This is a genomic window from Nostoc paludosum FACHB-159 (assembly GCF_014698835.1).
Lineage (GTDB): Bacteria > Cyanobacteriota > Cyanobacteriia > Cyanobacteriales > Nostocaceae > Nostoc > Nostoc paludosum.
On sequence record NZ_JACJTU010000009.1, the window covers coordinates 93,588 to 108,656 of the forward strand.

The 15,069-nt window shown below is 40.3% G+C and carries 13 protein-coding genes and 1 pseudogene; 6 read left to right on the forward strand and 8 right to left on the reverse strand.

Going from position 1 to position 15,069, the window contains the following annotated elements; genetic code table 11:
- Nucleotides 1-115 precede the first annotated feature (115 nt).
- Nucleotides 116-694, reverse strand: coding sequence for a Uma2 family endonuclease (locus H6H03_RS11490; protein WP_190955257.1), 579 nt, complete (start codon nt 692-694; stop codon nt 116-118).
- A 183-nt stretch (nt 695-877) separates the two neighbouring features.
- Here H6H03_RS11490 and H6H03_RS11495 point away from each other — a divergent pair, with 183 nt between their 5' ends.
- Nucleotides 878-2,947, forward strand: coding sequence for a prolyl oligopeptidase family serine peptidase (locus tag H6H03_RS11495; protein ID WP_190955258.1), 2,070 nt, complete (start codon nt 878-880; stop codon nt 2,945-2,947).
- Nucleotides 2,948-3,261: 314 nt separating this feature from the next.
- Here H6H03_RS11495 and H6H03_RS11500 read toward each other — a convergent pair whose 3' ends face one another.
- Entirely contained in the window at nt 3,262-3,489 is a 228-nt protein-coding gene (locus tag H6H03_RS11500) for an HU family DNA-binding protein (RefSeq protein ID WP_190955259.1), read from the reverse strand.
- Between the two features lie 79 nt (nt 3,490-3,568).
- Between H6H03_RS11500 and H6H03_RS11505 the strand changes: the two genes are divergently transcribed.
- Nucleotides 3,569-4,141: a dihydrofolate reductase family protein gene (locus H6H03_RS11505; RefSeq protein ID WP_190955260.1), complete on the forward strand. Its 573-nt coding sequence runs from the start codon at nt 3,569-3,571 to the stop codon at nt 4,139-4,141.
- Nucleotides 4,142-4,315: 174 nt separating this feature from the next.
- Here the strand turns inward: H6H03_RS11505 and H6H03_RS11510 are convergent.
- Both H6H03_RS11510 and H6H03_RS11515 read right to left on the reverse strand, forming a co-directional pair.
- Nucleotides 4,316-4,525, reverse strand: a pseudogene (locus H6H03_RS11510) (transposase); the annotation flags it as partial.
- A gap of 20 nt (nt 4,526-4,545) precedes the next feature.
- On the reverse strand, nt 4,546-5,100 hold the full coding sequence (locus tag H6H03_RS11515; RefSeq protein WP_190955261.1) for a GNAT family N-acetyltransferase: 555 nt from the start codon (nt 5,098-5,100) through the stop codon (nt 4,546-4,548).
- Nucleotides 5,101-5,327: 227 nt separating this feature from the next.
- On the opposite strand from H6H03_RS11515, the gene H6H03_RS11520 reads away from it, so the two are divergent.
- On the forward strand, nt 5,328-8,126 hold the full coding sequence (locus H6H03_RS11520; RefSeq protein ID WP_242057829.1) for a M16 family metallopeptidase: 2,799 nt from the start codon (nt 5,328-5,330) through the stop codon (nt 8,124-8,126).
- Nucleotides 8,127-8,648: 522 nt separating this feature from the next.
- On the opposite strand, the gene H6H03_RS11525 is transcribed toward H6H03_RS11520, so the two are convergent.
- From H6H03_RS11525 to H6H03_RS11535, 3 genes are read right to left on the reverse strand one after another with little or no spacing between them, the layout of a single operon-like run.
- Nucleotides 8,649-9,263 (reverse strand): DUF4231 domain-containing protein, encoded by a 615-nt coding sequence (locus H6H03_RS11525; protein ID WP_190955263.1) that lies wholly within the window; start codon nt 9,261-9,263, stop codon nt 8,649-8,651.
- 3 nt (nt 9,264-9,266) lie between these two features.
- Nucleotides 9,267-10,016 carry a hypothetical protein gene (locus H6H03_RS11530; protein WP_190955264.1) on the reverse strand — a complete coding sequence of 250 codons (750 nt, stop codon included), beginning with the start codon at nt 10,014-10,016 and terminating at the stop codon, nt 9,267-9,269.
- Complete coding sequence (locus H6H03_RS11535) at nt 10,013-10,168, reverse strand: hypothetical protein (protein ID WP_190955265.1); 156 nt, start codon at nt 10,166-10,168, stop codon at nt 10,013-10,015. Before H6H03_RS11535 ends, H6H03_RS11530 begins: the two co-directional genes overlap by 4 nt.
- Nucleotides 10,169-11,085: 917 nt before the next feature.
- Here H6H03_RS11535 and H6H03_RS11540 point away from each other — a divergent pair.
- Nucleotides 11,086-11,988: an ABC transporter ATP-binding protein gene (locus H6H03_RS11540; protein ID WP_190955266.1), complete on the forward strand. Its 903-nt coding sequence runs from the start codon at nt 11,086-11,088 to the stop codon at nt 11,986-11,988.
- A 2-nt stretch (nt 11,989-11,990) separates the two neighbouring features.
- Here H6H03_RS11540 and H6H03_RS11545 read toward each other — a convergent pair whose 3' ends face one another.
- Nucleotides 11,991-12,671: a tetratricopeptide repeat protein gene (locus tag H6H03_RS11545; protein ID WP_190955267.1), complete on the reverse strand. Its 681-nt coding sequence runs from the start codon at nt 12,669-12,671 to the stop codon at nt 11,991-11,993.
- A gap of 793 nt (nt 12,672-13,464) precedes the next feature.
- Here H6H03_RS11545 and H6H03_RS11550 point away from each other — a divergent pair.
- On the forward strand, nt 13,465-13,791 hold the full coding sequence (locus tag H6H03_RS11550) for a YbjQ family protein (protein ID WP_096534469.1): 327 nt from the start codon (nt 13,465-13,467) through the stop codon (nt 13,789-13,791).
- Between the two features lie 343 nt (nt 13,792-14,134).
- A complete protein-coding gene (locus tag H6H03_RS11555) occupies nt 14,135-14,758 on the forward strand; it encodes a hypothetical protein (RefSeq protein ID WP_190955268.1) in 624 nt (207 codons plus the stop codon).
- The last annotated feature ends 311 nt before the right edge of the window (nt 14,759-15,069 follow it).

Genomic DNA, 15,069 nt, shown 5'->3' on the forward strand with positions numbered 1-15,069 from the left:
CGGATTTTACGTAGGCAAGACACTACAAAGCCCGATTTTATAGTACAATTGTCCTATAAAGTGAAATAGCACGTATCCGCCCCGGCTTTTGACGGGGCTTTTTGTTTGAGAACGATTATCCAAAAATTGATTGTAGATTTAAAATAAAACCAGGGAGAACATCTTCACCAGATAAACTTGTGGGAAATTGTAAGACTTCAGGTGCTTGATTAGGACGATAAATTTCTACTTGTTTATCTTTGGGATTAATTAACCAACCCAGTTTTAACCCATTTGCTAAGTATTCGTGCATCTTAGTCTGAGTATCTTCTAAATCGTCACTTTCAGAAACCAATTCCACAGCAAAATCTGGACACAAGGGGAGAAATTTTTTTCTTTGTTGTGGCGTGAGAGCATCCCATCTTTCTAACCTTATCCAAGAAGCATCTGGGGAGCGAGTTGCACCATTAGGAAGTTTAAAACCAGTGGAAGAATCAAAAGCTTTCCCTAAATTATTTTTGTTGTGCCAAAACCAGAGTTGTCCTAATAAATCAAAATTACGATTACCCGTTTCTCCTCCTGTGGGTGGCATGATTACTAATTCTCCTTGAGCCGTTAATTCCAAACGCAAATCTTTATTGACAGCAATAATTTGTTCAAATTGCTCATCCGTAAATTGGAGATTAGCCGGTAACTGTAAAGTTAAAACAGTCATAATTAATTTGTCTCCACTCAATCGCATAATTACTTCATTGGTCATTAGCAAAGAACGAGCTACTAATGACTAATGACAGTCTTAAGCAAATAATCTACAACTTGGGCATACATTCGCATAGTATATACTCCAAATCTGGGTCTATGTTTGTAAGATGTAAAATAGTACTTTTAACCTGATATTATGCCGTCGTCTGAAAAATCTCTCACTTACCCATCCAGCCACAAGAGCGATCGAGTCGATAATTATCACGGTACTGTAGTTGCAGATCCCTACCGTTGGTTAGAAAATCCTGATTCCCCAGAAACAAGGGTTTGGATTGAATCACAAAATCAAGTTACTTTTGGCTACTTGGGTGAAATTTCGGCTAGGGAAAAAATTAAACAACGCCTGACGAAACTGTGGGATTATGAAAAATACAGTATCCCTTTTAAAGAAGGCGAACAATACTTTTATTTTAAAAATGATGGGTTGCAAAATCAAAGTGTCCTTTACACACTGAAATCTCTCGATGCTGAACCTAGAGTTTTACTCGATCCGAATAAATTATCAGAAGATGGTACTGTTGCGCTTTCGGGATTATCCATTAGTGAAGATGGTAAACTTTTAGCTTATGGTATATCGACATCTGGTTCTGATTGGCAAGAGTGGAAAGTCCGGGATATTGAAACTGGAGAAGACTTACAAGACCATTTGAAATGGATTAAATTTTCTGGTGCATCTTGGACACACGATCGCCAAGGTTTTTTCTACAGTCGCTACGATGAACCGAATGAACAAAGTCGATTGGAAGATGTTAATTTTTATCAAAAACTTTACTATCATCAACTAGGTAAACCCCAATCAGAAGATGTACTAATTTACCATCGTCCTGACCAAAAAGAATGGGGTTTTAGTGGTGGTGTAACTGAAGATGGGCGCTATCTCATAATTTCTGTTTGGCTGGGAACTGATTCTAAAAATTTAGTTTTCTACAAAGACTTGGCTAATCCCAATGCTGAAGTTGTAGAACTAATTAACGAGTTTGAGGCAAATTACAGCTTTATCGATAATGATGGTAGCGTCTTTTATTTTCGCACAGATTTAAATGCCCCACGGGGAAGATTAATTGCCATTGATACTAACAACCCTGCACCAGAAAATTGGCAAGAAATTATTCCCCAGTCAGCAGAAACTTTGGAAAGTATTGGTATTCTCAATAACCAATTGGTTGCTGATTATTTGAAAGATGCTCACACCCAAATTAAAATTTTTGACCTCAAGGGTGAATTTATACGCGAGGTAGAATTACCGGGACTTGGTTCCGCAGATGGCTTTGGTGGTAAGCGTTACGACACTGAAACTTTTTATAATTTTACTAGCTTTACCATACCAGAAACTATTTATCGCTACGATATGGTAACTGGAAAAAGCGAGGTTTTCCGTGCCCCAAAGGTAGATTTTAATCCTGATGATTATGAGACAAAACAAGTCTTTTATCACAGCAAAGATGGTACTAGAGTGCCAATGTTTATCACTCACAAGAAAGGCATTAAATTGGATGGGAATAACCCGACTTATCTTTATGCTTATGGTGGTTTTAATATTTCCATGACACCTGGTTTTTCTGTGAGTTTGTTGGTGTGGATGGAGATGGGTGGTGTCTATGCAATGCCGAATTTACGTGGTGGTGGTGAGTATGGCGAAGAATGGCATCAAGGAGGAATGAAAGAGAAAAAACAGAACGTCTTCGATGATTTTATTGGGGCGGCTGAGTGGTTAATTGCTAACAAGTATACTAAAACTGATAAGCTGGCGATCGCAGGTGGAAGTAACGGTGGTTTATTAGTGGGTGCTTGTATGACCCAGCGTCCCGATTTGTTTGGTGCAGCTTTACCAGCAGTCGGCGTTATGGATATGTTGCGATTCCACAAATTTACCATCGGCTGGGCTTGGACTGCTGAATATGGTTCCCCAGATAATCCAGAAGAATTTCCTGCGTTGTATGCTTATTCACCATTGCACAATCTCAAACCAGACACAGCTTACCCAGCAACCTTGATTACTACAGCCGACCACGACGACCGCGTTGTTCCCGCTCATAGTTTCAAATTTGCCGCAGCTTTGCAAGCAAATCACCGAGGTGATGCGCCAGTGTTAATTAGGATTGAAACTAAAGCAGGACATGGAGCAGGTAAACCCACAGCTAAAATTATCGAAGAAGCCGCCGATAAATGGGCTTTTTTGGTGCGTACTTTAAATGTTGAAGTTTAGAAGAATATAATCGCAAAGGCGCAAAGTTTTTTCTTGGAGACTTTGTACGGCAGTTGCTCATAGGGGGAACCCGGAACCCCCTACGTACCTGTCATACCGTTTCACTTAAAACAAAATAAATTCGGTGATTTCCTGATTCTTCGGTTAACTACGTAGTCGCAGATTTGTTTGTACTTCCGGCACAATGGCATCTTGGATTTGACTTTGTATTCGAGTGCCGTGCCGTAACATTCAAGCTCTGCCGTTAAATGTGCGTTCTTTATTTATTTCTTCGGTTGCCTCCCTTGTCGCTCCTGGTGTCACACTTTTGTTAATTAACCGTGTTCGGGATACAGAAGCTGAACATTGGTTTTCGGATTACGCCCTTCGCGTTCTGAGCGATCGCGTCGCTCGAATGACCCAAAACCAATGAGCGTTACCTTTTCACCATTAGCTACAGCTTCGGTAACAACTGACAAAAAAGCACTAATGACTTCATCGGCTTGCTTTTTTGTGATGTTGGTCTTTGCTGCGACAGCATCCACTAATTCGCCTTTGTTCATAAATGGACATTTGTATAGTACTTATGTACCATAAAGAGGCTGAATATGAACCTAATTCATCACAAAGGAGAATACGACAATGAGAAAATTAAAACTTCAAATACAAATGACCCTTGACGGATACATTGCCGGACTAAATGGCGAAATGGACTTTATGGCGTGGAATTGGGACGACGAATTAAAACAATATGTCAAAGATATAACTGAACCTGTTGACTGCATTATTCTTGGACGAAAACTTGCCGAAGGGTTCATTCCTTACTGGGGTAGCGTAGCTGCAAATCCTGATGACCCGGAGTTTACATCTGGTAAGAAATTTACGGAGACACACAAAGTTGTTTTTACCAAAACGCTTGATAAATCAAAATGGGACAATACCGTTTTAGCAAAAGGCAACCTTGTTGACGAAATCACTAAATTAAAAAAACAAGACGGTAACGACATTATCGCTTATGGCGGTGCGACCTTTGTATCGGTTCTAATAAAACAAGGATTGATTGACGAGTTTCATTTATTCATTAATCCAATTGCAATTGGTGACGGAATGGCAATTTTCAAAGAACTTGATAGCAAACAATATCTGACATTAGTAAAAGCTACATCATTTGACTGTGGAATTGTTGTTATCAATTACGAGCCGAAACGCGACTAAATATGAGGTGAATAATATTATATGACTGTACTTAGGGCTTGCTGAAAAAGTAATAAAAAAGCAAGATCAGGATTGGTTAATTATTCAAGCAAGCCCTAAGTATAAGTTTTTATTGTTTTTAATTAGCTCAAATATAACTTTCAATCATATTAGACCGGAAAAAAGGTGTATCTTTCAAAAAATACACAAAAAAGCACTCAATAACCGTGATAGATGAGTAGATAGATTCATCACTAAAAAAGTCATAGCAATTGCAGTAAGAGAAGTATGAGAAAGTTTCGCCATCACTCTATTCAGGCTGAATCTTCTTTTACCTTGTTCAAACTTTCCCTCAATAGAATTACGAATCATTTCGTCGTCTAAAGCTTGCTTCTTTTTTTCTTTTTTTTGATAGTTTCAAAACTTCATTGTTGCCATTCATCGCCCAAAATAGCGAACCATAGTTCATCTACCCACTCGCCTTTAAACCACAAACTTTTAATAAAGTGTCCTTCGCGCCTCATACCAACTCGCTTTAAAAGTTTAGCGGATGCGATGTTTGCACGATCGCAGTTTGCACGTACACGATGCAGTTTGTATTCTGTAAATAAATATTCGAGTAACTTAGTTACAGCTTCAGTTGCATAGCCTTTACCTTGGTGCGATCGCATCAGCGTGAAGCCAATTTCCGCCTGCCGTCCGTCATCAGCTAAAATGCAGAAGGCGCAGTCACCAATCATTTCGTCTGTATCCTTCAGTTCAATGGCTAGCTGATACCACTCACCTAATACGCCTGGTGTTGAATGCTTCATTAATTGTATAAATTTCAACGCTTCTACTTCTGGGTAAGGCGTATCCCAACTTTGATACTTCGCCACTTGGGGATCGGAGCGATAGGACAAAAACGCCACTATGTCGCTATCCTGAAATCCACGTAACACCAACCGTGGTGTTTCCAACCGTATGGGAACTTGAGACATGAATTAGGATGAAATAATTACTAGTTTATAAAATCGCTCATTTAACTAGTAAGTAAAAAAAACTGTGGCAATAAAACGCTGATTTACTTTCTGGTTTTTGCTCACCGAAATCCAAAATTAAAAATTAGAGGTTTTTCAACTTTGTCAAAACTTGGCATTTCTTCTGAAATTGTGTTTCATCAACTTAAATTTTTCATTTCCCACTGCTTATGAAGCCACGTGCATACATGCTTATTGGATTTTTTCTGAGTCTTCTCCTCACCTTGATGCCGTTTTCGGGCAACTTTACTATTGCTGCAACACCAACAGCCACTGCACCGGTATCTGCGCTCTCATTTACCCAAGGAGTGCAAAAAACGGTATTGGATAATGGTTTAACCGTGCTAACCAAAGAAGTTCATACCGCTCCTGTGGTGAGCGTGCAGGTTTGGTATAAAGTCGGTTCGCGCAATGAGGTGAAGGGAGAAAATGGTATTTCCCACCAGCTAGAACATTTGATGTTTAAAGGCACAACTGACCGTCCAGTGCAGTTTGGACGGTTGTTTAGTGCCTTGGGCAGCCAATTTAATGCCTTTACCAGTTATGACGAAACAGCCTATTTTGGCACAGTGCAGCGAGACAGACTTGAAGCATTGCTGACACTAGAAGCCGATCGCATGAAAAATGCTTTAATTAACCCTGAGCAACTTACAAGTGAAAAGCGAGTAGTAATTTCTGAATTACAAGGCTACGAAAATTCACCTGAGTATCGTTTGAATCGGGAAGTCATGCGGAATGCTTTCCCAAATCGAGCCTATGGCTTACCAGTGGGAGGTACAAAAGCTGATGTCGAGAAATTCACGGTGGAGCAGGTACGGAATTATTACCAAAAGTACTACAGCCCAGAAAATGCCACTTTGGTGATTACCGGGGATTTTGCTACACAACCTGTGCTGAAAGTCGTGCAAGCAACTTTTGGTAAGGTATCGCCACAAGCAAAACAAGAGAAGGTGCTTGATGGCGCAAGCAAAGCGCTGGATAATTTCTTGACATCTTCCTTTGTTGCCGATGCTTCCTCGGCTAATCCTGCTAAGAAAAAGGCTCCCATTGTCCTCAAGCAACCTGGAAGTGCAGCATTACTACAAGCACTGTATCCTCTCCCAGATATCAAGCATCCCGATGTGCCAGCAATTGATGTAATGGATGCTGTCCTCACGGGTGGACGTAGTTCTAGGCTTTACCAGGCTTTGGTAGAAACTGGACTCGCTAGTTCAGTTAGTGGTGGTGCTGTGGAACTCATCGAACCAGGTTGGTATCAAATTGATGCTACGGCGGCTCCTGGTCAACAATTAAGCAAAATTGCCCAGGTACTTGAGGAAACTTTGACAAAATTCCAACAGCAGCCAGTTACCCCAGAAGAGTTGAAGCGAGCTAAGACGCAACTCCAAGCCTCATATATATTGGGTAACCAGGACATCACTAGTCAGGCCAACCTCCTTGGATATAACCAAACTGTAGCCGGGGATTATCATTTTATTGAAAAGTATCTCGCTGCGATCGCTAAAGTCACCCCAGACCAGATACAAAAAGCAGCAAAAACTTACCTGAATCCCGCCAAACAAACCATCGGCTACTTTGAACCGACCCAACCAGATGGTCAACCAGGAACTTCTAGCGCTGGTTCTGGGCGCACAGTGGAAAATTTCAGCCCTGGTAAACCAGTAGACCCAGCAGAATTGGCTAAATATTTGCCACCTGCCACATCAACTACAGATTCCAACAAACAATCGCTTCCACAAGAGTTTACCTTGAATAATGGTTTGCGAGTTCTGTTGTTAAGCGATCGCAATGTTCCTACCATTAATCTCAGCGGTCAAATTGATGCTGGTACCGAGTTTGATGGTAATCAAAAAGCTGGATTAGCGAATCTGACTGCAATCAACTTAATGAATGGAACCAAGACTAAAAATGCTCTCACCCTAGCAAAAACCTTAGAAGACCAAGGAGTCGGTTTAAACTTCAGTGCTAGCCGCGAAGGCGTAAACATAACTGGTGAGGGGTTGTCAGCAAACCTGCCAATTTTGATTCAAACTCTGGCAGATGTCTTAAAAAATGCGACATTCCCCGCCGACCAGTTAGAACTCAGTCGCCAAAGGGCGCTAACAAGTCTCAAAGTCCAGCTAGATGACCCCAACGGTCTAGGAAGACGGGTATTTCAACAGGCAATTTACCCAGAAAACCATCCATTCCACAGTTTCCCCACGGAAGAAAGTTTAAAAAGTATTACTCGTGATGATTTGCTTCGCTTTTACCAGACAAATTACCGACCAGATACTACAACCATCGCATTAGTGGGAGACTTCGATCCAGTTAAGGTAAAAGCATTGCTAAATCAGGAATTTGGCAAATGGGAAGCTACAGGGAAGCCACCTGTTCTGAAAGTTCCGACCGTGCAATTACCGCAAACTTTGACACAATTAAACAAAGTAATTCCCGGTAAAGCAGAGGCTGTAACCTACATCGGTTACAACGGTATTTCCAGAAAAGACAAGCGTTTCTATGCAGCATTAGTGCTGAATCAAATTTTGGGTGGTGATACCTTAGCGAGTCGCTTGGGTACGGAAGTGCGCGATCGCCAAGGTTTAACTTATGGTATTTACAGTGCTTTTGCTGCTGGAGTTAATCCCGGTCCCTTCTTGATTCAAATGCAGACTGCTCCCGGAGATGCTCAAAAAGCGATCGCCAGTACTATTGCTTTACTCAAACAATTACGCGAACAAGGAGTAACTGAAGCTGAATTCAACACAGCAAAACGCTCAATTACTAACAGTTATCCAGTGGATTTAGCTAATCCTAGTAATGTATCTAGCATCATTTTAGATAATGCTGTCTTAGGACTTTCAAGAACCGAAATTCGAGAATTCCCTCAGCAAATTCAAGCAGTTACTATGGCTCAAATCAAACAAGTAATTCAGGATTTAATTCAGCCAGAAAATTTGGTGATTGTCACAGCTGGCCCTGGAGATTCTGTGCCCAAGGGTAGCTAACATAACTCGAACTCGTACATTGAGGGAGAATAGGGGAGATGGGGAGACAATTTCACTCCCCTCACCTCGCGAATAGAAGAGATATTCTTTGGTACTAAAGTGTTGAAGAATACATCCATCAGTATATTGATTAGCTATTTATCTATCTGACGGAGGAATTGAGAAAGATAGTATCAGGACAAAATAAACACATATTCCGATCACCTGACGAACTTTAACTCCACATTCCCCCATTTCTCTTGAGAAACGGGGAATTTTTTTTCAAAAGCTACCAAAACAGAAATTCAAACAGATATTTCTCTATCTTCAGGAGGAATAAGATAAAGTCAATAAATAATAAAAACTTAAATAGCCCGATTACCCTACCGGACTTTAGTTTTAGCTCTCCCCTTGTTTTTATCGAACAGGGGGGAGTTTATTTAAAAAATTCCAAATTCTTGCATTACAAACCCCACGTATGCCTCTTGCTTTACCTGAGGAGAACCCAAGCGGTGAATTCAAACGTTAAATGCTTTCGGCCGCTTATTCTTCTTTCTTTTCTTCAACATTCGTTTTTTTTGTATTTTGCGTGGAAATATAGTTTTCTTGATTCTGCTGTTCTTGTTTCTTATCTTGTACAACTTGAGTGGCATATACTTCCACATCTCGCTGAATAATATCTTCTACCTGACCAGCAAAAAAATTAAATGCCTGTTCATGATTTGTATAATTACGATAAGGGCCTGCCAACTGCGAAAATTGCCATCCTTGGGTTTTCAAAGATTCCACAGTACGGCGATAGTGTCGCCAGCGTTCTCCATAATGAAAAAATTCTTCAATGGCAGCACTAATAGCAACTAATTGACTAATAACAAAAGTTGAACCGATAATAAAATTTCTTGTAGTTTTACTTTCAGGAGAAATAGTATTAATATTTAGGCTGACTAACGCAGGAAGAATGATGCCACCAATAATAGTTGTTAGCCGCAAAAAATAATAGCGATCGCGTGCAAAACTCGCCTTACCTTCCATCCAAAGTACTTGGTCTAACCAGCGCGATCGCAAAAAATGTCTTTGGACATCACTTAAGCTCATCCCTGCAAATAATTTGTTAAAATCTTCCTTTAAAAATTCTTGATAACTATCTTTTTTTGCCATTATTTACTCCTTGGTGGAAAGCAAACCCTTAATTATTTGGCCTAAGTTATCAACTCCGCTCTCTATGCCGAAGTTGATACACTGCAATTTACCAGATTTTGCTAACTCTTGGGCGCGATCGTCCGTTGCGTTTCCAGCCAAAGCACCAGCTAGTATATCTGCGGTTCTACCACTACCAGCAATGACTACAACTAACCTACCAGCATTAACGCTATACAACGCATCTTTAAAGGTAATTTCACCACCGTTCAAAAGCACTGTTACTGAAGGTGCGCCACCAGCTAAGACAGTCGCAACATCAGATATCCAAGGAGATTCATCGCCCCAATTATTACCAGGAACTAGCAGAAAATGAGTATGATTTGGCTCTAAGGGCGTCAAATCAGAATCAGTTTCTAACTCACTTGGTAAAGCCACTTTACCTGCGGGTGTCACGCCAACCAAAGCAAACTTAGCAGCTATCTGGGTACGAGCCGCACCTATTAATCGCATAACTCCTGCATCCGTACCCCCATCCACGACATAAGCGCCCAAAGCTTCAACGATGGGGGCTAAAACTTCCACAAACAACCGTTGGATGCCGAGAAAGTCGCTTTCGCTGATATTACTTGCACCCCCCACCACCACTAAAACCGGACGCGAATCATTAAGTCCTATTTGCTTTAGAGCATTTGGCAATTCTGCTTGCTGATTAACTCGAATAGCTAATGCTGTTTGTCCGCTGTCGAAGGTAAATTTCAAAGAATTTTTCATTTGTGCAAAATACTCACTGACTGAGTTTTCCAGGGTAGAACTTTCCAGTCATCTTCGGCAAGCGTTGTATTACGCACACTTGTGGAGCGATGGTGTTTCCATAAGTTTTCATCGTCGTTAGGGAAAGTCTGGGATTCCTTTTGTGTTTCCATCCCCTTGCGGGGTAATGTGATTGGAAAACCTTTGTGGTTTATGGGCTATTTATTTGACAACTCCAGACGCAGAGGATACAGAGATAAGTTTTCATTTGTGCCCAGATCTCCGACTTCTTGAAGGATACTAACTTGGAAATAGATTTACATGTGTGCTGGTTCATGACGACTGTTGGCGAATCATGGGTGACACCCCTCATTGAACGATTTTTCGTCATACCATCAGATGTAGAGACGTAGCAATGCTACGTCTCTACAAACCAATTTGTAGGTAAACGAGGGGTCTTACCCCCTATTCGCCAACTGTATCCTTCAAGAAGTCGGGGGGCGATCGCATAAAAAGAATGCGACACATAGACAATACCCCTCCCCAACCCTCCCCTTGACAAGGGGAGGGTGCCGTTAGGCGGGTGGGGTATCTGTCGCAAACATTTTTTGAATCAGTATTATTTTCGCGATCGCATTTTTATTTCAGCGCTCGCATTTTTATTTTCGCAGTCGCATTTATTATTTTTGCGCTCGTATTTTTATTTTTGCGCTCGCATTTATTATTTCGCGATCGCATTTATTATTTTTGCGCTTGTATTTTTATTTTTGCGCTCGCATTTGTTATTTTCGCGGTCGCATTTATTATTTCGCGATCGCATTTGTTATTTTTGCGAACCCATTTGCTATTTCGACGACTAAATTTGCTACTTTAGCGTTAGCTCGTTTGTCTGTACACCTATGCAAGCGGGGAAGCGAAGTCCATTGCGAATTGGTATTATGCCCCTACCGATGTACTTCATTTACATAAATACGCTGTATATCTAGTATCTAGGCACAGAGCCTAGTCTAATTCTGAATTCTGACTTCTGAATTCTGATTAGACCATCAAAACTGGGTGATTTGAAATTTTTAATCAGGGCAAAATTATCATGACTGCTGCTGTCTTATTAGAAAACGTCTACAAGTATTACAACAAGATACCTGTAGTTAATGACCTGTCATTCCAAATTGAAGCCGGAGAAATATTTGCTCTACTTGGCCCCAACGGTGCAGGAAAATCCACGACTATTCGGATGCTGACTACATTAACCAAACCTTCCCAGGGACGGGTAGAAGTCAATGGATATGATGTGGTAAGCCAACCAATGTTGGCAAAACAAAGTATTGGCGTAGTGTTGCAGCAAGTCAGTGTAGATAACGATTTAACTGTTTGGGAAAATATGGAACTGCATGGGAGGCTACATCACATTAGCAACCCGCAGCGACAACAATTAATTAATCAATGGCTGGAATATGTTGAGTTAACGGAAAAACGTAATGATTTGGTCAAAACCCTGTCTGGGGGGATGAAACGGCGGTTGCAAATAGCGAGGGCGTTATTGCATCAACCGCAAATGTTGTTTTTGGATGAACCAACGGTAGGACTAGACCCCCAAACCAGACGACGCCTTTGGGAAATTATTCGGGATTTGAATAAGCAGGGGATGACGATGCTACTAACGACCCATTATATGGATGAAGTCGAATTTTTGTGCGATGCTTTCGGTTCCGCCAAACCAGGACGCATCGGTATTATGGATGGCGGTAAGCTGATTTCTTTGGGAACGCTAAAACAACTGCGTTCTACTCATGGTGAAGGTTTGGTGATGAAGCAATTAGGTTTATCTGAAGTAGGAAGTGACAGCGCCCTAGCTTGGGAATATTTGTTTTTCCCTTCGTTGGAAGAAGCAAATATTTACTTGAATGAACAGCCCGATAAAACCGGAATGATGGTGCGTCCCTCTAACCTGGAAGATATTTTTGTGGAATTAACGGGACGCCAGTTAGATTAATCTCATCCTCCTAACTGTCGGAGCATGGTTTCTACTCTGTCCACGCCATCTAAGTCATTGCGGCGCTTATACAAATCGCGGGCTTTTTGAAGGGCAGTGTTCGCTTGTTTGGCTTGCCGTCGCTGTTTATACATTGAACCCATTAATTCATAAGTTTGGGCATTGTTTTTATCTAAGCTAAGCGCTTGTTCGTATGCCCAGCTAGCAGCGGTATAATCTCCTAGACGAGATTGAGTTACAGCTAAGCCTAAGTAGGCGTTAACATTGTTACGGTTTAACTGTATAGCACGACGGTAACCTTCTTTTGCCCCGGCGGTGTCTCCCAAATTAGCTTTGATGTAACCTACAGCGTAATAAAAATCACTATTGTTAGGGTTGATAGCGATCGCCCGACGATAAGCCGTTAATGCCGCTTGATAATTTCCTTGTTGAGCGTATAAGTAACCAATACCGGAATAAATTTTAGCATTCTTGGGATCTAGGCTAGCTGCTTGTTGATAAACAGCGATCGCGCCACCATAATCGCCTGTATCAACTAACCTCCGCCCTTCTTCTAGTAATTGCTTTAATTCTGGGTTTTTATTTTGCGCCACTAACACTTGAGCCTGAACCGGCGTAGGCGTAGTAAAAGCAAAACATCCTAGTAACACCACACTAAACACAAATGATGTTGGCTTGTACACAGTAAATTTCCTGAAATTTTAGACGACTTTTTTCTTGTACATTAAAACAAAAATGTGGACTTTTGAAAACTGTATTTTTTCGCATTGATTAAGATATTAATTGTTCATTTGCTCTTTCCTTTACAATCAGCATGAGATAACAGAGTTTTTACTGAATGCTAGAGTTTAAACTCTCGATAAGCAAAGCAAATTCTTCTACATATAAATCATTAAAATAATAAAGATTACAGCTTTTTCTCAGTGGTTATACGTATTACGAAAAATGTTCAATGGGCGATGCACCAATATTTGTAGAGAATAAAACATTCATACTTGTTAGTTATTTTGTTGAAAAATTTGCTGAGTCTGTATCCAATTTTTCTCAAATTTTAGTCCTTGATACTAAATTCCGTAGACCAATATCTAGGTGTTAAGACAATTTTTTAATGATTACACAGTAAGATCGATCCAAGAAATAAAATGTTCCTAAAAAGGCTATTTGTAGTTAGACAATACTCTAAAGTAGAGTGGCGATCGCTTTTCTCAATTGTGTAAGAGTATATATATCAAACTTGTCTACAATAAAAGCTAGTTGTCTAAGTATAAATTACTTTTATTCGCTAGTTTAATCATGTCTACTTAGTTGTGAAAAGAGAACACGTAGAGACGCGATTAATCGTTTCTCTACCACTCCTTGACTAGGAAAATTTAAATAACAAAGTTTTTATTCCCAACTGTCTTACTACGCAGATGATTGGAAACATCAAAGCAGATTACTAGATATAATATTGATATAGATTGATGAGGTTAATTTATGATTATAACTACCACTGATGTGATTCAAGGAGCCGTTATCGAATCATATTTAGGTATTGTGACAGCAGAAGTCGTCTATGGAAGCAATTTTTTGCGAGATTTTTTAGCCGGGATTAGGGATATTGTTGGTGGACGCACCGGTAGTTACGAGCGTTTATTTGAGCAGGGTCAACGTAAAGCGCTAGAAGAATTAGAACAACGAGCGCAACGTTTAGGAGCAAACGCTGTAATCGGTATTGAAATTGATACTGGCACAATCAATGTTGACCAGTCAGGAGTTTTAATGCTGATTACCGCCACAGGTACTGCTGTGAGAATACGTTAATTTTTGATAACTTTGTACTTTTGACAATCTTTTATAAAGTTTTGTATTAAACCTAATTGCAGATACAACTAGGCTAGTTTATCAGAGAAGTTAATCGTTGCGTTTTAATTTAAAAATTTTTACATATGCATTTTTTGAATAATTATTTATTCAAAAAGTCAATTAGAACTAAATTGTATTACAACCTATTAAATAAAGTCTCTATTTTATAACTAAAGATAGACATATTAGTTATTTCTATTGATAGATATTAAAACACATAATTTAGTTATTTAATTTGAGCATAGAACATAAATATACCTGAACAAAAACTTTGCTGAAACAGCACTGGAGAATATAAGCTATGTCATACGTAAATCGAACAGGCAATGAAGTTATTTCTACCGAGCCTGTGGTGACAGGCCGAGTAGGCGAATATCACGATCTTGTTCGCTGGGGACCAATTATCGCTGGTTTGTTGGTTGCTTTAGCTACTCAATTAATTTTGAGCGCCATAATTGGTGCTGTTGCAGCAGGTACAGTTGAAGGTTCAGGTGCACCCAGGTCAATTGCCCCCAATGCTGCGGGTAATGCGGGGCTTTGGTCAACCATCGCTTTGTTAATTTCCTTATTTACTGGTGGTTGGGTTACTGCTCGTGCTTGTGGGCCAATGAACCGCAATACAGCTCTTCTTAACGGCGCAATTCTTTGGGCAACTACTTTAGCAGTTAGTTCCTGGCTATTGGCTAATGGAGTATCTGGTGCTTTTGGTGTTGCTGCTTCAAACGCTGGTGAAGTAATAAATCAAGTTGGCACCCCTAACTTACCGCGAACAAACGTAAGTGCTCAAGAAGCTCGTCAGATTGCGGGAAATGTACGTTCGGGATTGTGGTGGTTTGTGTTTGGTTCGTTGTTGGGTTTAGTAGCCGCAATGATCGGGTCTGTAAGCGGTGCCCGTAGTCCTCGGACTAACAATTACAATCCTTAAAAAATTGATTTAGCAGCGAAGAGTGAACAGGCAAAGAAAGTCACTTAATGTTGCACTTTGATAGTCAGTTTATGTCCTAAATTATGCTTCAAATGCTATATTTTTTCAAAAAAAAGTACCTTGAAAAAAGGTGCTTTTTTTTGTTATTTAAGAGGTTGTTTGAAAAGTGGTTGGTTGTGATTTTAGCCACTTTATCGCTTCTTGCTAACCTCCCTTAAAAAAAGACGGGAATATACCTCGCCTTTTGCAAAAGCCAGTGACGGCTACGTAGGGGGTTATACTTTCTCAAAAAAGGGCTTTTAAAACATCCT